General features: G+C 64.9%; 21 protein-coding genes and 1 pseudogene. 7 read left to right on the top strand and 15 right to left on the bottom strand.

Annotated elements, in window-relative coordinates:
• The first annotated feature begins 81 nt into the window (after positions 1–81).
• The gene (locus CFOUR_RS01375; RefSeq protein WP_269952428.1) at positions 82–1,104 is read left to right on the top strand and encodes a hypothetical protein; all 1,023 of its coding nucleotides are present in this window, start codon (positions 82–84) and stop codon (positions 1,102–1,104) included.
• Positions 1,105–1,111: 7 nt separating this feature from the next.
• Here CFOUR_RS01375 and CFOUR_RS01370 read toward each other — a convergent pair whose 3' ends face one another.
• The 6 genes and pseudogenes from CFOUR_RS01370 to CFOUR_RS01350 all read right to left on the bottom strand — a co-directional run bounded on the left by CFOUR_RS01370 (position 1,112) and on the right by CFOUR_RS01350 (position 6,079).
• Positions 1,112–2,527 carry an ABC-2 family transporter permease gene (locus tag CFOUR_RS01370; RefSeq protein WP_290179695.1) on the bottom strand — a complete coding sequence of 472 codons (1,416 nt, stop codon included), beginning with the start codon at positions 2,525–2,527 and terminating at the stop codon, positions 1,112–1,114.
• On the bottom strand, positions 2,524–2,826 hold the full coding sequence (locus tag CFOUR_RS11375) for an AAA family ATPase (RefSeq protein ID WP_435383889.1): 303 nt from the start codon (positions 2,824–2,826) through the stop codon (positions 2,524–2,526). Before CFOUR_RS11375 ends, CFOUR_RS01370 begins: the two co-directional genes overlap by 4 nt.
• Positions 2,812–3,153: pseudogene (locus CFOUR_RS11370) on the bottom strand (ATP-binding cassette domain-containing protein); the annotation flags it as partial. The gene CFOUR_RS11375 and the pseudogene CFOUR_RS11370, both read right to left, overlap by 15 nt.
• 136 nt (positions 3,154–3,289) lie before the next feature.
• Positions 3,290–3,928, bottom strand: a complete 639-nt coding sequence (locus tag CFOUR_RS01360; protein WP_085956860.1) for a response regulator — start codon at positions 3,926–3,928, stop codon at positions 3,290–3,292.
• Positions 3,925–5,034, bottom strand: a complete 1,110-nt coding sequence (locus tag CFOUR_RS01355) for a sensor histidine kinase (protein WP_143338953.1) — start codon at positions 5,032–5,034, stop codon at positions 3,925–3,927. Before CFOUR_RS01355 ends, CFOUR_RS01360 begins: the two co-directional genes overlap by 4 nt.
• A 55-nt stretch (positions 5,035–5,089) precedes the next feature.
• Entirely contained in the window at positions 5,090–6,079 is a 990-nt protein-coding gene (locus CFOUR_RS01350) for a hypothetical protein (protein ID WP_085956862.1), read from the bottom strand.
• Between the two features lie 274 nt (positions 6,080–6,353).
• On the opposite strand from CFOUR_RS01350, the gene CFOUR_RS01345 reads away from it, so the two are divergent.
• The gene (locus CFOUR_RS01345; RefSeq protein WP_085956863.1) at positions 6,354–7,163 is read left to right on the top strand and encodes a YhfC family glutamic-type intramembrane protease; all 810 of its coding nucleotides are present in this window, start codon (positions 6,354–6,356) and stop codon (positions 7,161–7,163) included.
• Entirely contained in the window at positions 7,160–8,302 is a 1,143-nt protein-coding gene (gene menE, locus CFOUR_RS01340; RefSeq protein ID WP_085956864.1) for an o-succinylbenzoate--CoA ligase, read from the top strand. Before CFOUR_RS01345 ends, menE begins: the two co-directional genes overlap by 4 nt.
• Positions 8,303–8,343: 41 nt before the next feature.
• Here menE and CFOUR_RS01335 read toward each other — a convergent pair whose 3' ends face one another.
• Entirely contained in the window at positions 8,344–8,709 is a 366-nt protein-coding gene (locus CFOUR_RS01335; protein ID WP_085956865.1) for a hypothetical protein, read from the bottom strand.
• 200 nt (positions 8,710–8,909) lie between these two features.
• Positions 8,910–9,287, bottom strand: a complete 378-nt coding sequence (locus CFOUR_RS01330; RefSeq protein ID WP_085956866.1) for a hypothetical protein — start codon at positions 9,285–9,287, stop codon at positions 8,910–8,912.
• Between the two features lie 242 nt (positions 9,288–9,529).
• Here CFOUR_RS01330 and CFOUR_RS01325 point away from each other — a divergent pair, with 242 nt between their 5' ends.
• Positions 9,530–10,021, top strand: a complete 492-nt coding sequence (locus CFOUR_RS01325; RefSeq protein WP_143338954.1) for a hypothetical protein — start codon at positions 9,530–9,532, stop codon at positions 10,019–10,021.
• 314 nt (positions 10,022–10,335) lie between these two features.
• Here CFOUR_RS01325 and CFOUR_RS01320 read toward each other — a convergent pair whose 3' ends face one another.
• Together CFOUR_RS01320 and CFOUR_RS01315 are read right to left on the bottom strand one after the other, a co-directional pair.
• Positions 10,336–11,196: a class I SAM-dependent methyltransferase gene (locus CFOUR_RS01320; protein WP_085956868.1), complete on the bottom strand. Its 861-nt coding sequence runs from the start codon at positions 11,194–11,196 to the stop codon at positions 10,336–10,338.
• Between the two features lie 11 nt (positions 11,197–11,207).
• On the bottom strand, positions 11,208–11,516 hold the full coding sequence (locus CFOUR_RS01315; RefSeq protein ID WP_038609488.1) for a hypothetical protein: 309 nt from the start codon (positions 11,514–11,516) through the stop codon (positions 11,208–11,210).
• A gap of 405 nt (positions 11,517–11,921) precedes the next feature.
• On the opposite strand from CFOUR_RS01315, the gene CFOUR_RS01310 reads away from it, so the two are divergent.
• Positions 11,922–12,533 carry a hypothetical protein gene (locus CFOUR_RS01310; RefSeq protein ID WP_255711044.1) on the top strand — a complete coding sequence of 204 codons (612 nt, stop codon included), beginning with the start codon at positions 11,922–11,924 and terminating at the stop codon, positions 12,531–12,533.
• Between the two features lie 261 nt (positions 12,534–12,794).
• Here the strand turns inward: CFOUR_RS01310 and CFOUR_RS01305 are convergent, their stop codons facing one another.
• Positions 12,795–13,790 (bottom strand): membrane protein, encoded by a 996-nt coding sequence (locus CFOUR_RS01305; RefSeq protein ID WP_038609485.1) that lies wholly within the window; start codon positions 13,788–13,790, stop codon positions 12,795–12,797.
• Between the two features lie 88 nt (positions 13,791–13,878).
• On the opposite strand from CFOUR_RS01305, the gene CFOUR_RS01300 reads away from it, so the two are divergent.
• The gene (locus CFOUR_RS01300; protein WP_179154772.1) at positions 13,879–14,448 is read left to right on the top strand and encodes a TetR/AcrR family transcriptional regulator; all 570 of its coding nucleotides are present in this window, start codon (positions 13,879–13,881) and stop codon (positions 14,446–14,448) included.
• Here CFOUR_RS01300 and CFOUR_RS01295 read toward each other — a convergent pair.
• Positions 14,445–14,864, bottom strand: a complete 420-nt coding sequence (locus CFOUR_RS01295; protein WP_070475257.1) for an arsenate-mycothiol transferase ArsC — start codon at positions 14,862–14,864, stop codon at positions 14,445–14,447. The two genes, CFOUR_RS01300 and CFOUR_RS01295, sit on opposite strands and share 4 nt — an antisense overlap.
• The gene (gene arsB, locus CFOUR_RS01290) at positions 14,861–15,949 is read right to left on the bottom strand and encodes an ACR3 family arsenite efflux transporter (protein ID WP_085956869.1); all 1,089 of its coding nucleotides are present in this window, start codon (positions 15,947–15,949) and stop codon (positions 14,861–14,863) included. The genes CFOUR_RS01295 and arsB overlap by 4 nt, the downstream gene beginning before the upstream one ends.
• Before the next feature lie 82 nt (positions 15,950–16,031).
• Between arsB and CFOUR_RS01285 the strand changes: the two genes are divergently transcribed.
• Positions 16,032–16,379 carry an ArsR/SmtB family transcription factor gene (locus tag CFOUR_RS01285; RefSeq protein ID WP_070475259.1) on the top strand — a complete coding sequence of 116 codons (348 nt, stop codon included), beginning with the start codon at positions 16,032–16,034 and terminating at the stop codon, positions 16,377–16,379.
• A 61-nt stretch (positions 16,380–16,440) separates the two neighbouring features.
• Here CFOUR_RS01285 and CFOUR_RS01280 read toward each other — a convergent pair whose 3' ends face one another.
• Complete coding sequence (locus tag CFOUR_RS01280; RefSeq protein ID WP_070475260.1) at positions 16,441–17,127, bottom strand: potassium channel family protein; 687 nt, start codon at positions 17,125–17,127, stop codon at positions 16,441–16,443.
• Positions 17,120–18,496, bottom strand: a complete 1,377-nt coding sequence (locus CFOUR_RS01275) for a TrkH family potassium uptake protein (RefSeq protein ID WP_070475261.1) — start codon at positions 18,494–18,496, stop codon at positions 17,120–17,122. The genes CFOUR_RS01280 and CFOUR_RS01275 overlap by 8 nt, the downstream gene beginning before the upstream one ends.
• Positions 18,497–18,504: the final 8 nt, after the last annotated feature.

Below are 18,504 nucleotides of genomic sequence, written 5' to 3'. Positions count from 1 at the left end.
CGCTACTATTAGACACCTGTACGGGTATTTCAGGGCGCTTCAAGGTCCGCGGGTTACGCTCCGGGCATGTTGAGACGAACGATGACAGCCACAATCGTCGCCGCCTCGCTGACTCTGGCCGCGTGCGACGGAAACATTCCAGACACCCCGACCGCCGCTGATGCCGCCGATACCTCCGCGGAGGCGGCACCGCCTGCTGATGCCCCCGCCCCTGCTGAGCCTGCGACCCCGCCCGCCGACGATCCCGCTGCCGACCCTGTCGCGCCGGTTGCGGACGAAGACAACCTCCCCGCGCCCCCGCCATCGTCGGCGGTACCCAACAAGCGCGACGCGTACGCCGCAGCACTTGCGGACCCGGCGCAATACTTCGCCGACCAGGACGGCCTCGACGGCACGTTCACCTACGACCTCATCGATGTCGACGGCGACACCGAGCTCGAGCTGCTCCTGCGCGCCGGTAAGGAAGGCCCGGCACCGGTGCGCGTGCTGCAGCTTTTCGACGGCACCCTCACGGCCACCGCCGACTACCTGGTTGACGCCGCCGGCACCTACCCCACCGTGTTCACCGCCGGCGTGCAGCCGGGACTGACGCAATACGAAACGGACGGCACAACGCTGACCGCGACCCAGTTCGAACTGCACGGCAACCGCCTGGTCAAGGCGTTCGGCCCGGAGGAGACCGTCGTGGGCAACCCGCTGGACGACGTGACCCTGATCCACTGGACCCCCACCACCGACACCGCGCAGCTGGCGGAGATGGACCAGCCCGACCCTCTGAACGTGCCGCGCGAAGGCACCATGAAGCAGGTCTCGGACATCTCGGAGCTCAACGACCAGTCCTACCGCGTGCAGTTCGGCACCCGCGACCGCGGCGGCCGCATCCCGGTGACCTACCCGGACCTCGGCTGCGCAGGTCTCCTCGAGCCGGTGCACGCCTCCGCCGGCGCAGAGATCCAGGACGGTTTCCGCGAGAACATCACGGAAGGCACCTGCGACAACGGCGGCACCTGGCACTTCTCCATCAACGACTCCCGCGAGCGCGCCACCTACAACGCCCCCACCGGGCGCTACCACGCGGAAGGCCCGCTCAACCGCGCCGGCTGAGCGCGGCTCAGCGCCGAACCGGGCGCATCCCGCGCAGTACCCGGAGCAGCACAACCACCACCGCGGCCAGCAGAATGGCGCCAACCGCGAGCGCAACCCACCCCCGCAGGCCAGTCGCGGTCACGGGCCAGGCGGGCACCGCGGCGATCCACAGGAAGGACTCCGCCAGCACGTCACCGCCGATGGTGGCAGAAACGATCGTGACCAGGATTGTCGCCGCCAGCGTCCACATCACGCCGAAGCGCACAGTCACGGCGAGCGCGGCGAGGGTGAGGACGGTGCCGGCAATCACGGCGAGCACACCAAAACGCGCGCTCCCAGCCACCACACCCGCGAGCAGGCACACAAGCGCAACAATGCTGGTAAACCAGCTCATCAACGCGACGCCGACTCGCGGGTGCTCGACTTGCATCAGCGCCCATGCCGGGCGGATCCGCGGCCACACAAGCGTGGGCAATACGCCTGCGCCGACCGGGAGGATCGCGTACGCGAACAGCGCCTGGCGCACGTCCGCCGGATAACGTGTGGCGAGCAAAAGTACCAGTGCGGTGAGCACAAGCACCATGCTTAACGACGGCATCCGCCCCGCCCTCGCAACCCCCTTCCACGCGGACACAAACCCGGTGCGCGCGGGCCTCGGAATGGCTGGCCCAGCAGGCGCGGGCGCAACGACTTCGTGGGTGGTGCGGCGCCTAAAAATGGGTCGCGTGCGGCGCGGGGTGAGCACGGCAGCGACGAATCCGGCCGCGGCTAGAAGCAAGGTGAGCGCGAGCGCAGGAAACGGCGACTCGCCGGCCATGGGCGAGGTCTCCTCCAGCGGCAACAGGTTGAAGTGCAGTCCCATCGTGGGCAACGCCAAGCGCGCGGGCCAGGCACCGGGGTTGCACCACCACCAGCTTCGCTCCACGAAGTACCCGAGCTCGATGGTGAACACGAATGCGGCTACGAGCGTCGGCAACAGCCCAACACGGCGGGTGGCCGCGGCTGCCAGGCCCGCGGGGCCCAGCATGCCGAGCCACACAAACGCACCGACGAGCGCGACTTGCGCAGCGCCGTCCAGGCCGAACACTAGCGCCGCCGCAACGGGCACCACGAAGTCCAAAATGACGAACACGGCCAGGGCCAGCCACACCACTGTGATGCGGGCGGCGCGGGTGCCCGTGTAAGAGCCGGGCCGCCAGAGTGTGCCCCCGGCGCGGGTGTCGCGCTCGCGGTTTTCAGCCAGCCCCGCAAACAGCGCCGCTACGGGTGCGGCCATGCCGGTGACCAAAAGCCCCTGGGGATACAGCAGGGACTTCGCGGAGCCAACATCACCGACCAGCGAAAAAGCAGTCAGCAGCAGGCCAAGAAGCAGCCCCGCTCCTGCGAGCCACCACAGCGTTGAGCCTTTGGCGCGGATCCATTCGGCGCGAAGCAGACTCATTTCCTGCCCCCTGCGGTCAAGCGGAAGAAGGATTCCTCCAGGTTCGGGCCCAGCTCCGCAAGTTCCCCGGCGAAGCGGACGTCGCCGCCGGCAATGACGGTGGCATCGTCCGCCATGTGCAACACCTCGCCCAACTGGTGCGAGCTGACCAGCACAGTGCGCCCGGCGCGGGCGTAGTCCCTCAGGTAGGCGCGCAGGTGGGCGATGCCCTCGGGGTCGAGGCCGTTTTGGGGCTCGTCCAAAATGAGCACCTCCGGCTCACCGATGAGCGCCTGCGCCAGCGCCAACCTGCCCTTCATTCCGGTGGAGAAGGTGCCCGCCTTCTTCTTGCCTGCGCCCTGCAGGCCGACGAGTTGGAGCACCCGGTCAGCCTCCGAGTCGGGCAGGCCGAGCAGCGTCGTGTGCACGCGCAGATTGTTGCGCGCGCTCAGGTGGCTGTAGAAGGCGGGGTCATTGATCGAGGCGCCCACGTGCCGCAGCGCCTCGCGGGTGAACGGCTGGCCCATTAGTGTCACCTCGCCCCCGTCCGGCTGGATCAGGCCAAGCAGCACTGACATCAGCGTCGATTTCCCCGCGCCGTTGGGCCCCAACAACGCGTGGACGCGGCCCGGGGTGGTTGTCAGTGAAATATCGCGCAGCACCTGGTGCCCGCTGAACGAAACTGCGACACCGCGGCAGGCGAGTTGTGTATCGGTCATGCCCCTATCGTCCGCGGTGAGCAAGCCTTACACATCGGTCGGCGGGACCACTATCCCTCCTCCTCTAGGAGGAGATGCCGGCGCGTTGCGCGATCAGCGCCAGCGCCACCCGGTCGCGCGCGCCGAGTTTGGCTAGCAGGCTGGATACGTGCGTTTTCACTGTGGTTTCCGCGATGTACAGCGCGGCGGCGATCTCTGCGTTGGTCGCTCCGCGGCCGATCTCGGCGAGCACGTCACGCTCGCGGGTGGTCAGCCCCTCCAGCGCAGTGGCCGACGCCGGGCTACCTGGACCTTCGCGCACCCACTCCATCACCCTGCCGGTCACGCCGGGCGCGAGGACGGATTCGCCGCTGGCTACCGCGCGCACCGCTCCCGCGAGCACGTCCGGCTCTGCGTCCTTGAGCAAAAATCCGTGGACGCCAGCGGCGATGGCTGCGTGGATGAGCGCGTCGTCGTCGAACGTGGTCAGCATGATCACCCGCGGGCCCAGCTCCATGATTGTGCGGGCGGCGCCGATGCCATCGAGCACCGGCATGCGGATGTCGAGCACGGCGACGTCGATGCGGTGCGCCCGCGCCTTCTCCACAGCCTCCGCCCCGTCGGCGGCTGTCGCCGCGACGGTGATGTCGTCTTGCGCGCCCAGGATGGTCTCGAGTGCGCTGAGCAGCAACGGTTGGTCGTCCGCAAGCAAAATCCGGATCATGCCGCCAACTCCGCCCGCACGGTGAATTCCTCTCCTGCCTGCCATGCTTCGAGCGTGCCGCCGGCGCTCGCGGCGCGCTCGCGCAGGCCTTCCAAACCGACGCCGGTGCCGGGCTGCGGGCACACCCGCCCGGTGGAGACCACCTCCACCACAACAGTCTGCCCCGGTGTCACTTTTACAGAGACGACCGGGTCCACTTGGTGGCGGGCCGCGTTGGTCAGCGCTTCAGTCACGATGCGGTGGATGGCAAGGGAGGTCACCGGTGGGACGTCGATAGGCGGGGCGTCGAGTGTGACCTGCATGCCGGCGTCGCGGAAGCGCTGCACCAGCGCGGGCAGCTCCGCGATCCCCGCCACCGGCGCGAACCCGCGATCACTTTCGCGCAGGCCGCGCACGAGCAGGCGGATCTCCGCCAGCGACTCACCCGCGGCAGCGTTGATTCGCTGCAGCGCCTCCCGCTCGCGCCCGGACGCGAGCCCCGCGTTGGCCTGCGCCTTGATCAGGGTCAACGAGTGCCCGAGCACGTCGTGGATGTCCCGCGCGATGGCCTGGCGCTCGTCCACCCGCGCCGCCGCCAGGCGTTGCTCCTTCGCTTCCGCGGCCCTGCGGCGGGCGGCCTCCTCCCCTGCCAGATTCGCACCCAGAAGGTACGCCACTGCGAACGCTGCCCAATGCAGCGCCAGCGTGAGCGCGCCGTCTGCGCCACGGCGGTAGAACAACACGAGTTGCTCGTCCCACGTCCACATAAACGGGGAGAGCAACGCCCACCCGCACGCCGCCGCCAGCACCCCAAGTGCGAAGCGTTTGCCGGCGTACCTGCCGGCGACGAACACCGCCACCGGCACTGCCAGCACCCACAGCGAATACCCCAGATTCACCGGCGCAGCCAGCCACACCAGCGCCCAGGCGGTGTTGAGCACCACTAACGCAGCCGACGCCGCCCGCGGCTTGCCGGTGAGCACCGCGAACGCAGCGACGAACCCCCACGACAGCAGCGCCTGCGCCCAGGCGGCGGCGCCCGGGCCGCTGATCGCACTCACGGTGTAGACGGCGGCAAGTACCGCCGCCGCCACCGCAAGCACTGCGTCACCCGTTTTCACATGCACGGGTGTCTAGCTTATCGACGGCTCCGCGCACCCACCTCCTCCCCAAGGAGGAGACCTACTTGGTCAACCCCGGGATCTGCGGAATGGTGGGCAGGCCCTTGACGCCCGCGTTCTGCAGCAGCGCGAACAGCGCGCCCAGGGCGGCGAGCACTGCGGCGACGATGCCGATGATCTGCGCCAGCTTGGCGTCGAAGGTCTCCGGTGCCTTTTCGTCCGGTGTCTCCACCGGGTCCTTCGGTGCGGGGCCCGGCTCAGGCGCGGTGTCGCCCAGGTCGGCGTTTTCCAGCTTCGGCGTCTCCGGCAGCTTCAGGTCCTGCGTGGGGAAGATGACGTGGCTGGTGCCGTCGTGGCAGGTCTTGGCCTCCTCGAGCGCGTAGTAATACGAGCTTTCCAACGTGTCCTGTACCTGGCCAAAGTAGGTCTTCTTCATGTTCGCGGCGAACGCGTCGCGCTGCCAACCCTCCACGTGTCGCAGCCACTGCGCGGTGTTCTGACCGGTGCGGCCGAACACGTAATCGTCGCCAAGCGGCTGCACCTTCGGCACTCCGCCGTCAATGCCCACGAACCAGTCGGCGTTGCCCTTCAGCGCGCGGCCGGCCGGACCCAGCGGGATCTGGGCGCTTTCCTTCATGTCCAGGTAGAAGTCGGCGTCGGTGGTGTGCAGGCCCAGCGGCGCCAGCTTCTCCTTCGCGGCGGCGCGGACGTCGGCGCGGACGTCGCCCTCGGGCGTTTTGTCGTCCCGCAGCAGGCGCAAATGCTTGACGACGTCCGGCTCGGCCACGTATTCGTCGCCAAGCTTCTTCAGCTCTGGGAACATTGCCTCGAATGCCTCGGTGACCGAGGTGGCGTACATGCCGTGCGTGAGCGTTTTCGCGGCGCGCTCGGCTTGGTTGGCGGGGCCGCGCTCGACGTCGTTGAGCGTGACGCGGCAGTAGTTGGTGCCGTCCTTGGTAAACGGGGTCAAGGTGGCGGCGGTCGCAGTGACAGGGACGGTGAGTGAAAGGGCGGTCGCCGCAGCGACGGCCGGTGCGATGATCTTCCTCATGTCTATGTAATCGGTGGGGAGTGAGACCTGCGTTACAGGTGACCAGGAGCGGGCCTAGCCGGGTCGATGGCTCGATGTCGATACTTCCAGGTCGATAGTTCCAGGTCAGCGCGTCGGGGGTGATTTCGGCCAAAATTCGACGAAACGCTGTGACCAGCAACTATCGACATCGAGATATCGACCTCGCCGCAAACGCCCGTTTATCCGCCCCGTCGCACCGCCCGCTCCACCGCCCACCGCGACCCGCCACGACCGCACCGGTATCGTTTCTGCCATGACGATGGGCCTTCTCATTCTGCAATTCGTCGGCTTGGCCGCTCTCGTGCTGGCCGCGTGGTTCGTGGGGAGGCGCAGGCTCGGCTTCAGGTGGGCGTCGCTCGGCTGGGGCACACTGGCGTTCCCACTGTCCCAGGTGGCCAGGTTCGCGCTGGTTATTCCGCTGCAGTTCCTGTTCAGCAAGACATTCGATCCAGCGACGGCCACCGCCCTGACCGCTGCGCTGTTCCTGGTCACCTCCGGCCTGTTCGAGGAGACCGTCCGCTGGATCGTGCTGCGTTTCTGGGACAAAAACACCCGCGAGTGGAACGACGGCGTCGGCTTCGGCCTGGGCCACGGCGGCATAGAAGCGCTGCTACTCTTCACCAACCTGTTTGCTGGCAACATCATGCTGCTGACCACCGGCGACGCGATCACAGCGCAGGCCACTGGGAACGACGACCCTGCCACCGCGCAAGCCATTACCGAACAGATTGAGGCGCTGCAGAACATCGGCATCGGCATGATCGCCACAAGCTGGTACGAGCGCGCGCTCGCGATCGCCGCACACGTCGTGTTCACACTGATCGTGCTGCGCGCGGTGCGCGAGCGCCGCTGGCAGCTCTGGGCGCTGGCTGTGGTGTGCCACATCGGATTCAACGCCGTTGCCGTGCTCATCGCACCCCACAGTGTGCCGGTGATGTACGTGCTGCTCACCGCACTCACAGTCGCGGGGCTGTGGGCGACTATCGACGGCCCGTTGTCGCGCAATGCCTTCGCCCGCACCGCCCCTACGAACCCTCTCGAGAACGAAACGCCCGCCAAGTGACCCACCTGCTGGAACTTCTCCCCGTCGACCCCGCCAACCCGCTGGCCATCATGCCCGCGCTCGAGGAGGCCCTGACCGGCCAGCGCACGCTGTTGCCCGTGCCTGCTAACGACCCGGCGCGCACGAACCTGCTGCGCAACACGCTCAACCCCGGCGCGCCCATCGACGACAACATCGCCCTGGTCGTGTCCACCTCCGGCTCCACAGGAAAACCGAAAGGCGCGATGCTCACCACCGCGAACCTGATTTCCAGCGCAGACGCCACCCACCAGGCGCTCGGCGGCGAGGGCCAGTGGCTGCTGGCCATGCCCGCCGCGTACATCGCTGGCCTGCAAGTCCTCGTCCGCAGCATGGTCGCCGGCGTCGAACCCGCATACGTCGACCTTTCCCGCGGCTTCAACGTCGCCGAGTTCGCTGCCCGCGCCCACGAGCTCGCGCAAACTGGCGAGCGCACTTACACCGCCCTGACCCCGATGCAGCTGGCCAAGGCCACGTCCACACTCAAGGGCATCGACGCCCTGCGCACGTTCTCCGCAGTCCTCGTCGGTGGCGCAGCAACCAACCCGCGCCTGCTCGACTCGGCTAAGAAGCTGCGCATCAACGTGGTCACCACCTACGGCTCCAGCGAAACCTCCGGCGGCTGTGTCTACAACGGCCGCCCCATCGCGGGCGCGCACGTGAAAATCGTCGACGGGCGCATCCACCTCGGCGGCCCCATGGTCGCCCGCGGCTACCACCATCTCGACTCCCCCGACCTCCAAGACGGCTGGTTCCGCACCTCCGACGCCGGCTCCCTGGAAAACGGTGTGCTCACCGTCCTCGGCCGCACGGACAACGTCATCTCCTCGGGCGGCCTCAAGCTTCACCCCGAGGTGCTGGAAGAGGAGCTTTTGCGTATCGACGGCGTGACCGCCGCTTGCGTCGTCGGCAAGCAAGATGCCCGCTTTGGCCAGCGCATCTGCGCCGCCTACACCGGCTCCGCGGCAGTGCCGGACATCCTGGACGCGCTGGCTGATGCGGAAGATGCCGGCCGCATCGCGCACTGGCAGATCCCGAAGGAGCTCAAGTCGGTGGCGGCGCTGCCGCAGCTCGGGCCGGGCAAAGTGAACCGCACGGCCGTGCTGGAGTTATTCGACTAATTTAGCCGCCCGTCGACGTATGAGATGCGGTCACCGCCGACTTACCGGTTGGAATGGAGGGACGGTTTTTCGGGGGCCTGCATGTAAGCGGCAACACCCCAAACAGCAACACAGAAAAGAATCACCAGCACAGTGCCTGACCACTCGATGAGTGCCATACCGAATATCGCAAGCGCCGCTATCGAGTCTCGAATAAGAAGTGATTGAGCTGATTGCTGGGTCCCGTCCGCTTTCAACGCGGCCACAGCAACGAAGCACAGTGCCGCAACGGCCATGACTGCAAACAACACACCGATAACCACAGGTGCATCTGCATAGGTGCCATCATCGAGGTTGTGGTGTAGCGCAAGAGCAACGCCGCCTACTAGCGGCGGACTCCAAAACCGCAATCCCAGCATCTTTTGCATAGCGCACATCCTTCTCATTCAATCTTCGGTTTAACCGGCGTGAACCCCAACTAACGTACATTGCAACGCCTTTACTCATCAGTAGTCCTTGCGTTGGGAACGAGGCGCCGGGCCAACCTATCACCCGTATTGGTAGTGCTCTAAGCGAAGTTGCTCGGAAACTAAGGGGAATCGACTCGAAGTCACGGGGCACGAGCCCCCTACCCCGCCGTCAACTCCGACGCCCGCTGGTACGACACCCCCAGCACCTGCCCCATCTCGCGGAGCGTGAACCCCTCGTCTTTCATCTTGCGCGCCAACGCAAACCTCGCGGCCGCAGCTTTTTCCGACGCGGCTTTCGCCTTCACACCGAGGTCGTCGGCACGCTGCCGCAGCGTCTCAACCTCAGCAGGCAGGATAGGCACGACCTCGATCTTAAACTCGCCCGGCTGCAACCCGGACTGAAACGCGATCGCCTCCGCGGCCTCATCCTCCGCGCGGTCGAGCCTTCGAGTCTGCGAGACCACTCCCAGTTCGTCACATTCCAGCACCCATGCGCCACTCGGCCCACGCTCTGCAGTCACCGTGAACGCCTTCATCGCCACCACCCTTTTCCTAATTCACGCGCTTCCGAGTCACGCGCTTCCGCTCCAACCTCCTGATTACTGCATAACGATTAATAGTTCAACCTGCCCCGGCATATATCTGTCAACCGCAGATTGACAGTCAGCTGACAGCCCAACCACGCCAACCCTGCCGATACCCAAAGAAGCAGCGCAGTGGACCGTTTCCTGCTCTACTCTCGGAGACGAGACGCACCGCAACGCCGGAGGGAGAAGCGATGGACCAGAAGACAACCCGCACGGGACAGCCAGGCGATCCGCAGAGCAACGTATTCAGCCGAGTTCCGGAGCCCTTGCCTCCCCACGGTGCTCAGCTGGATCTGACTACACAGCCTCTCCAGTCGGCAACCAGCCGCCCCGTCGCCGAACCCCAGCAACCCGCGCCTTCCGACCCGACCCCCGAAGAGCTCCTCACCGCTGCGAACACTCCGCACTACACCCCTGCGCCGGTGCCCTCGTCTTGGAACGCCCCAGCTCCGACGGAACCCACTCCCGCGCCGGTCAAGCGCCCGAAGGCCGCCAAGGTGTTCAAGTGGTCCGCGGGCCTCGGCGTGTTGTGCTTCTTTCTTTTCGGCCTGTGCATCGAGACCTTCGACCCAGACGCCGAGTCGTTCATCGCCGGGGTGTTCGCAATCGGCTTCTTCTTCGGAGGCCTCACCGCAGCGATTTCTGGAGTGATGGCGCTGTTTAACTTGTTCCGAGGAAAGTAGCCGGGTAAGCAAAAAGAGAATGCCCCCGCGACACTGCAATGCCATTTGCGGAGGCTTGACCCCAAGGAGAAAGGAATATGACCTAGGGGCCGCCAACGATTATATATCGTTCTGCGATATGCCAATTTGACGGTTACGCTGGCACAAATCGTTAGGCCTCCGCACCGCTTCAGAGGCAGGGCGAGGGCTTGACGAGACTAGCTATCTGGCCAGCTCAGTAGCCCGCCTAAGGCTCGGATCCCGATCTGGACCATCGCGTTCCGGACCTTGCGCTTTGCGTGGCCCACCGAAGGCCCGTCCATAGGCAAAGGCCCCTAAGACTTCGTCGCGGTAATGGCGAATTGGAGCGGCAGGCGCTCGGGGTTGTCGCGGAGGATGAATCCGCGGGAGTCTGCCACCATCAGCTCGGGCCAGGGGCGCCACGCGGAGTAGGGGGTTTCTTCGAGGGCGGTGATGGTCAGGCCGGCGTCGATGAGCGCGGTGACAATCTCGCCGAGTGAGTGGTTCCACTGGTGGTTGCGCGGGCTAGCCAGCTTCGGCGCGCCCGGGGTGGTGACGTAGCTGTCCTCGTCCTCCCAGGTCAGCGGGTCGGGCATTTCGAAATACGGCTGCTCGATACGCAGGCCGTGGGACACGTCCTCGCCGATGGCCATGAACATTGGGTGGTCGTCGCGGATGAAGAAGGTACCGCCGGGAGCAAGTAGCTTTGCGACGACCTCCGCCCACCCCCGCACCTGCGGCAGCCAGCACAGCACGCCGGCGGAGGTGTAGACGAGGTCGAATTCGCCGTCGACAGCTTCGCGAGCGTCGTAGACGTTGCTCTGGATGAACTCGACGTCCGCGTCGGCCTGGGCAGCGAAGTCGCGGGCGTAGTTGATCGACTCGGCGGACAGATCCACGCCAACGACTCGGGACGCCCCGCGGCGGGCGAACCCGATGGTGTCCGTGCCCACGTGGCACTGCAGGTGGCACACGGACTTTCCGGTGAGGTCGCCGAAGCGGTCGATGTCCACCGCGAGGACGCTGCTGATTGCGGTCTTGTCCGCGATCAGCTCGTCCTTGCCGCCGTAGTTGCCGAACATGTGGGCGTGGGCCCGTGAATCCCAGTTGGCTTGGTTGTCCGCGAACCAGGATGCTGTTTCGGACTGCGGTGCGTTGGTCTGCTCGTCGCTCATGGTGGCAGATGTTACGCGCCGCGGGCTTCGTCGATGAGGCGAAGGAGCTTACTCACTGGAATTGAGGCCTCGGCCCCAGCCCGGTCATCCACTCCGGCTTCAATGAACCGCCGGAGCACATCGTTGGTAGAAACTCCCTCGGCTGCGGCCATTCCCCGCGCGGTGCGGAGAACCCGATTAGGCATGGTGACAGTAAACGCAACGCTAGCTTCGGGGTCTGCGACATTGCCCAGGTCTCCTGGTTGAGCATCTTCCATGAGATCGGAGGTGTCGGTGTTGTCGTAATAGGAACGTAGTTTTTCCGACTGCTGCTCGTTCATCGTTGCTCCTTCCTCCGGAATTGCCTGATTTCTTGGGCCTCGCACACTTGGTCGGCATTTTTATCACCCGCTGGCGAGACTAGCTTGCGCGAGAGTAGAAACCTACCCATTTAGCTGTCTAAAATGCGTAATTATCTTCCCCATCCTAAAAACTAAGAACGGAGGTGCCATGAGAAAGTCTCTGACCCCAGTTCGGAGAACTGTGGAGGAATTGGATGAAGAACTCGCCAGTTTGAAAGCCCAAATGGCACCTCTCACCGTCGAGCACCTTCGTCGCTTACGGGATGCTGGTGCGATTGAGTATGCGGAAGAGCGACTCTTAGAGCGGTACGAGGCCTGTATGTGGCTCCGATACGGAGTGGCGTGACTTCATCACGGGGCCTCGAAAACGCAGTGCGCGCCTTCATGCTGCTGACGGTGCAATTGCTCGAGAGGACCCTTGAGGGCTCATCGCCGATCGACGCGGAGATTCTGGCTGACGGACAACGAGCATTCGTCGAGGGTACTCATCCGGTCATTATTGCCCACTCTGGGAGCGACCGCCTAGTCCTCCGCTATGAGTATCTACTCAGATATGACGATGTCAACGACGATGTCGAAATAGAGAAAAGCACCTTCAAAATCGAGTTCAGGGCGAGAAAGAAGCCCGTCCCGGTCGTCCGGTTCGAGTACGAATCGCAAGCCAGGAACAAACCCGCTTCGCATTTCCAGTTCCACGCTGACTCGGTGCCACTAGGACTACTGCTTGCCCGTGCGGGAAGGTATGACACCGCAGCCCAGCAGCAGGACATCCATTTCCCGATGGGCGGACCTCAATTCCGTTTGCAACTCACGGATGTCGTCGAACTGCTTATCCGAGAGTTCGGCGCTGCGCCCGAGACAGGATGGGAAGAGTGGCTCGATTTTCACCGCACCCTCTACCACGACGCGGAGGTGGATCGGGTGATCCACGGAAATCTTTCCCGGGCGGTGGCCCTTCTGGAAGAGAGCGGGTACAGGGTCGAAGGACCAGAATAAGGACTGCTACCGGAGGATCGTCGCAAAGCAATTGCTCGCAAAGCACAATCGTGTAATTCGTGCCACAATGCGGTGGTGTGAGGCACGAGAAGCTACGCTCCCGCAAACCGTCCACAAATCCGAAGTACGCAACCTCCCCCTCCACCACCCACTACCGCGGCACCTCGCCGGCGCGCATGCAGGCGTCGAGGTTCCGCAACAAACAGCGAATCCCGATGATCCCGGCCAGGTGATAGTGCACGTTTGGGCCGGGCGTAGGGGTTAGGCAGTTTCAGTTGTTGTTTCAGCAGTCGGTGCCTTCGAGCGATCGAAGGCCAGCAGGAGTAGGCCGAGGAGAATCCAGCAGCACAACACTATCCAGGGCTGCGTGGACCCGGCACCATCGAAAAAGCTTAGCGAGCGAACGAGGAAGCCCGTCGCGCCAATCGGCATCAGCTGGCCGAGCGTGGACCAACCCGCCGGCAGCAACCACGGGCCCGTGGCCAGGCCGGACAAGGGGTTGGCAACGAAGATTGTCAGCACCGCGCCCAGGCCCGCACCCGGCATACCCATAAGCGCGCCGAGGCCCGCGGTCACCGACGACGTCGCGGCGATGCCGAGCGTCACAGCCAACCATTCCATGAACACGCTGCCGGAGAGGGTGCCGTATACGCCGTGCAGCATCCAGACCGCGACACCGGCGCCAATCATTGCAACACCAGCAATCACGGCAGCCTTCGACCACTTCTTCCCGCGAAGCAGCAGCGTCGGCAAGATGCCCGAGATCACGCCGCCGAACGCGAGCGGCAGTCCGAGCAGCGCGAGGCCTTGGGCCTGCGGGTCATCTTTGGTGGTGGGGGCGAGATCCTTCGTTTCCACAGGCATGCCGCTGGCCTCCATGTTTTGAGCGACACCGCTCAGCATTTGCACGTACGGTGCGCCATTGCCGGAGGCGGTATACACGGTCGCGCCGCCTTCACCGATCGCGATCGCGCCAACCGCCTCGCGGTCGCGCACCATCGTCTCCGCCTCCTCCGGCGAGCTCACGGTGATGAAGTCCGGGTGCTCCTCTTGCTGTTCAGCTTGAGCAATGAGCTTCTCGACGACAGGCCCCGGACCGGCCACCGCAACCGGCACCCCGTCCGGCCCGGACGCGAATGTCGGGGCCAAAAACGCCCAGAGCATCAGTCCGATGACGACGGGGATGCCAAGGATCATGGCGAGTGCCTTCTTTGTTGCGCCCTGCGTGGGTGCGGGGCGCGCCACGGTTGTGGACATAATCTCCTCCAAATGGAACAGTGTGTTTCAATTACACAAATGGATCATACTGTTCCACTTCTGGCGCGTCAACGGTAAGCTGCGGGTCATGCGAAAAGATGCTGCCGAAAACCGTCAAGCGATTGTGGAGGTCGCCTCCACGCTCATCGCCCAGATGGGGCCTGGCGTGTCGCTGCGCAACATCGCTAAGGAGGCAGGCGTGGGCGTGGCCACCGCGAGCCGCCACTTCCCCGACAGGGACGAGCTCTTCCGCGCGGTGCTCGAACACATCATGAACAGCATGCGCGACGTGGTGGACAAGCACCTCCTGCGTTTCCCCGACGCACCCGAAGACACCTGGCGTTCCGCGATCGGCGAGATGGTGAACTTGAACTTCCCCGCCGTCGGCCAGGAAATCCTGCCCAAACTGCTACCCACGTTGTCGCACGAAGACAGGGCTGTCGCCACCGCGCAGCTGCAAGCCATCTACGACCCGCTACTTGCGCAAGCCAAACAGCACGAACTGTGCCCCCCGGACCTCGACTACCTGTCGTTCCACTTCGCCATCATCGCGCTCTCACGCCCGCTGCCCGAGCCCGCGGAGGAAGCGTTCGCGGGCAGGCGCGCCTGGCTCGTCGACGTGTTCATTGATGGATTGCGCACCCAGCAAGCGAGCTAATGTACGGCTCCTACTAGCTCGTCGATAAGCGAACGCACACGGGCGTCAATGTCGTCGCGCACCAGGCGCATGCGCTCCATGCCCTCGATGCCGCGGTGCGAGGGTTCGTCGGTGTGCCAGCGCTCCAGCGTGCCGCGGGCGCCGTCAGGCATCTCCACCTGCGCGTCTTCGCCGAGCACCACGACGCGATCGACGTTGCGCAGCAGTTCCGGATCGATGGGTTTGGGCGTTCCGTGCGACATGTCGGCGCCAGCCTCTGCGATCGCTTCGACCGATTCCTGGTTCAGCTTCGTGCCGGGTTTGGTACCCGCGGAGTGGATGCCGAGCTTGCTACCAGCGTGCTTCTCGGCGAGCGCCGCCGCCATCTGGGACTTGCCGCCGTTGCCGACGCAGACGAACAGGACTGAGGGCTTCATGTAAGGCTCCTTTGGTTAGGCAGGGTTGGGTCACCGGGGAACAGTTTCGGGCCGATGGCGCGCATGAGGTAGACCAAGCCGACGAGCACCGGGATCTCGATGAGCGGGCCGATTGTGCCCGCCAGCGCCTGGGCGGAGGTGGCGCCGAAGGTGCCGATGGCCACCGCGATGGCGAGCTCGAAGTTGTTGCCGGCGGCCGTGAATGCCACCGAGGCGGACTGGGCGTAGTCCATGCCGGACAGCTTTGCCACTACAAGAGCCACAGCGAACATGCCCACGAAGTAGCACAGCAGCGGCAGCGCCACCGTGGCCACGGTCAACGGCCTGGACAGAATCTGGTCGCCCTGCAGCGAAAACAGCAGCACGATCGTGTACAGCAGGCCGACCAGCGCCAGCGGGGAGATCCGGGGCAGGAAGGTGTTTTCGTACCAGTCGCGGCCCTTGGTGCGCTCGCCGATGATGCGGGACAGCAGCCCGGCCAGCAGCGGGATGCCCAAAAAGACGAGCACGGAGGAGACGATCGCCCAGAAGGAGAACTCCACCGAGGTGGTCTCCAGGCCCAGCCAAGACGGAAGGACCTGCAGGTAGAACCAGCCGAGCACGCCGAACATGAGCACCTGGAACACCGAGTTGATGGCCACAAGCACGGCGGTGGCTTCCCGGTCGGCGCAGGCGAGGTCGGACCACACCAGCACCATGGCGATGCAGCGCGCCAGACCGACGATGATCAGGCCGGTGCGCAGCTCAGGCTCGTTGGGCAGGAAGATCCAGGCGAGCGCGAACATGAACGCGGGGCCGACAATCCAGTTCAAGATGATGGACACGGTCATGAGCCGTTTGTCGGTGGCGATCTCGCGGGTCTTGTCGTAGCGCACCTTGGCCAACGGCGGGTACATCATCACCAGCAGGCCGAGCGCGATCGGCAGCGAGATCCCGCCGACCTCCAGGCGCTCGAGTACGCCCGAAAGCCCCGGCACTGCGCGGCCGATGGCGAGGCCCGCCGCCATGGCGAGCATGATCCACACCGGCAGGAAGCGGTCAAGAAATGACATGCGCTCTACTGGCTGAGAGGTTGTGTCTTCCATCTGGAATCCTTATCTATTGACGATTATCAATACGAACACTAAAAGCCACATTTATCGCTGTCAATATGAAAAGGTAGGAAGCATGAAAGATTCTGTCGCCACGACAGCAGTCACTGGCCTCGACTGCTGCTCGCTGGGCTCCGGCTTGCTCTCCGCAGACGACGCGACGCGTTACGCGGCCCTGTTCAAAGTTTTGGCGGACCCCGGCCGGCTGCAACTACTCTCCTGGCTCGCCGAAGAGGGCTGCGAGCCGATGACCGTGAGCGAACTGACGCGACGCTCTGGGCTAAGCCAACCGACGGTTTCCCACCACCTCAAAAAACTTACCGAGGCCGGGCTCCTAGAAAAGAGCCGCCTGGGCAGGTCGGTCCTCCACCGGCTGCGCCCGGAGCTGTTCGCGGAACTTCGCACCGTGCTGCAGATGGACTGAGACTTACCAGCTGAGACAGAACCACTCCCAGCAGAACTGGTCCAAAGACTGCCACATGCCCCTACTGCTGGGAGAAACGCTCTAAGTCGTCCGGCGCACCCGCCATCACAATCAGGTTCGACGGGGAGAGCTCCTGGCCCGGCACAAACGGCTGCCACTCGCCGTTGCTGTTGCGCACGGAGACCACCTGCACGCGGTGCTTGTCCCACAGCTTTTCCGCGTCGCAGGGGCCGGACAGCAGCGCACGCGGCGGGGCCATCTTGATCACGCCGTAGTTCTCCGCCAGCTCTGCGAAATCCTGGAACCTCCCGCCGAGCAGATGCGCCACCCGGCGGCCGGTGTCGTGCTCCGGGCGCACCACGTGGTGCACGCCGAGGCGTTGCAAAATGCGGGCGTGGGACTCCGAATCAGCCTTCGCCCAAATGTCGGGCACCCCTAGATCCACCAGGTTGGAGGCGGTCAGGATGGACGCCTCCAGCGCGGAGCCGATGCCGAGTACAGCGCGTTTGAAGTCGTGAACACCGAGCTGGCGTAAGGCTTCGGGGTCGGTGGTGTCGGCGACGGTGGCGTCGGTAAGCAAAGGCGCATGCTCGCGTACCAGCCGCTCATCCGCGTCGACGCCTAGGACCTCCACGCCGTAGCGGGTGAGCTCCTGGGCGATCGCACCGCCGAAACGGCCCAGGCCAATGACCACCACGGGCGGGATATTCAAACGCTGCGTGGACGTGAAACGGGGGAAGTTAACCAATGAACGGCCTTTCTGTGGGGTAGTCGAACCTGCGGGAAACGGTGCGCAGCGCCAGCGCTGCGACGAGTGTGAACGGGCCGATGCGCCCGAGGTACATCAGCAGGCACAGCGCGAGCTGGGACGGGGTGGACAAATCCGCGGTGATGCCGGTGGAAAGCCCCGTGGTGGCAAACGCCGAAATGACCTCGAAGTTGACCTGGTCGGCGGTGAACTGGGGGTCGCAAATACGCAGCGTAGCTACGCCTGCGGTCACCGCTACCAGTCCCGCCGCGGCCACCGTCATCGCCTGTCGCACCACACTTTTTGGCACGGTGCGGTGGCCCACGGTGGTGGCGTCGCGGCCTTTGAATTCCGCGAGCATGGCCGCTAGCAGCACGGTCGCGGTGGTGATCTTGATGCCGCCGGCCGTGCCCGCGGACCCGCCGCCGATGAACATGTATATGTCCGTGACCATCAGTGTGATCGGGTGCGCCTCGGCGTAGTCGACAGAGTTGAACCCCGCGGTGCGCGGTGTCACCCCGGAGAAGAACGCGTTGAGGCACTTGACGCTGGCTGGCATACCGGCGAGGAAGCCGCGCCACTCCAGCAGCGCGATGATAAGCGTGGCGCTGACCACCAGAAACGCGGTCGCCTTCAGCGTCATGCGGGTGGTGATTGACAACCGCCGCGAGCTCACCGGCGCGCCGTGGACCAGACCGCGCACCCGCTCGCGGCCGCGGCGCACCAGCTCGGAGAGCACCGGGTAGCCCAGCCCGCCAATCATCAACGCACCCGCCAACGGGATGAGGATCCACCCATCCGTGTTGTAGGAGACCAGGCTGTCCGAACGCAGACCAAAGCCGGCGTTGTTGAACCCGGAAATCGCGTGGAACACGCCCTCGTATGCGGCACGCCCCGGCGCCATGCCGTAGACGGTGGCGAAGCGAATGCCCAAGATCACCGCCACCGCCCCCTCAAAGAAGAAGGTGAGCAGCAGCGTTGCCACGAGCGTCCGCCTCACCCCACCATCCAAAATCGGCCGCCCCTCAGCGGCCGTGGAATACCGCGAGCGCAGCTTCACCCTGCCGGTGAGCAGCATGCCGGTCAGCGAAGTGATGCTCATGATGCCTAGGCCGCCCACCTGGATCAGGGCAAGCACAATGAGCTGTCCGGCCAGGCTCCAGTGGCTGCCAGTGTCCTCGGTAACCAGGCCGGTCAAAGTGGTCGCGGACGTGGCGGTAAACAGCGCGCTCACCAGCGCCGTCGGCGCGCCGTCAGCGGAGGCGAACGGCATGGAAAGCAGCGCTGTGCCGGTGAGGATCAGAGCTAGAAAGCCCAGCGCAGTTAGTTGCGCGGGGCCGAGCCACCTCGTGGAGGCTGTGTCATTCACCGGCCAAA

It is taken from the genome of Corynebacterium fournieri (assembly GCF_030408775.1).
Taxonomy (GTDB): Bacteria; Actinomycetota; Actinomycetes; order Mycobacteriales; family Mycobacteriaceae; genus Corynebacterium; species Corynebacterium fournieri.
The sequence above is the reverse complement of the archived record's forward strand: the minus strand, read 5'-3'. Positions and strand labels throughout refer to the sequence as shown.

Coding starts and splice junctions, on each gene's coding strand:
- CFOUR_RS01325 (WP_143338954.1), top strand. CDS start 9,530: ATGGACCAGAAGACAACCCGCACGGGACAGCCAGGCGATCCGCAGAGC.
- CFOUR_RS01320 (WP_085956868.1), bottom strand. CDS start 11,196: ATGAGCGACGAGCAGACCAACGCACCGCAGTCCGAAACAGCATCCTGG.
- CFOUR_RS01310 (WP_255711044.1), top strand. CDS start 11,922: ATGCTGCTGACGGTGCAATTGCTCGAGAGGACCCTTGAGGGCTCATCG.
- CFOUR_RS01315 (WP_038609488.1), bottom strand. CDS start 11,516: ATGAACGAGCAGCAGTCGGAAAAACTACGTTCCTATTACGACAACACC.
- CFOUR_RS01300 (WP_179154772.1), top strand. CDS start 13,879: ATGCGAAAAGATGCTGCCGAAAACCGTCAAGCGATTGTGGAGGTCGCC.
- CFOUR_RS01305 (WP_038609485.1), bottom strand. CDS start 13,790: ATGTCCACAACCGTGGCGCGCCCCGCACCCACGCAGGGCGCAACAAAG.
- CFOUR_RS01295 (WP_070475257.1), bottom strand. CDS start 14,864: ATGAAGCCCTCAGTCCTGTTCGTCTGCGTCGGCAACGGCGGCAAGTCC.
- CFOUR_RS01285 (WP_070475259.1), top strand. CDS start 16,032: ATGAAAGATTCTGTCGCCACGACAGCAGTCACTGGCCTCGACTGCTGC.
- arsB (WP_085956869.1), bottom strand. CDS start 15,949: ATGGAAGACACAACCTCTCAGCCAGTAGAGCGCATGTCATTTCTTGAC.
- CFOUR_RS01335 (WP_085956865.1), bottom strand. CDS start 8,709: ATGCAAAAGATGCTGGGATTGCGGTTTTGGAGTCCGCCGCTAGTAGGC.
- CFOUR_RS11375 (WP_435383889.1), bottom strand. CDS start 2,826: ATGAAGGGCAGGTTGGCGCTGGCGCAGGCGCTCATCGGTGAGCCGGAG.
- CFOUR_RS01375 (WP_269952428.1), top strand. CDS start 82: ATGACAGCCACAATCGTCGCCGCCTCGCTGACTCTGGCCGCGTGCGAC.
- CFOUR_RS01350 (WP_085956862.1), bottom strand. CDS start 6,079: ATGAGGAAGATCATCGCACCGGCCGTCGCTGCGGCGACCGCCCTTTCA.
- CFOUR_RS01360 (WP_085956860.1), bottom strand. CDS start 3,928: ATGATCCGGATTTTGCTTGCGGACGACCAACCGTTGCTGCTCAGCGCA.
- CFOUR_RS01330 (WP_085956866.1), bottom strand. CDS start 9,287: ATGAAGGCGTTCACGGTGACTGCAGAGCGTGGGCCGAGTGGCGCATGG.
- CFOUR_RS01345 (WP_085956863.1), top strand. CDS start 6,354: ATGACGATGGGCCTTCTCATTCTGCAATTCGTCGGCTTGGCCGCTCTC.
- CFOUR_RS01370 (WP_290179695.1), bottom strand. CDS start 2,527: ATGAGTCTGCTTCGCGCCGAATGGATCCGCGCCAAAGGCTCAACGCTG.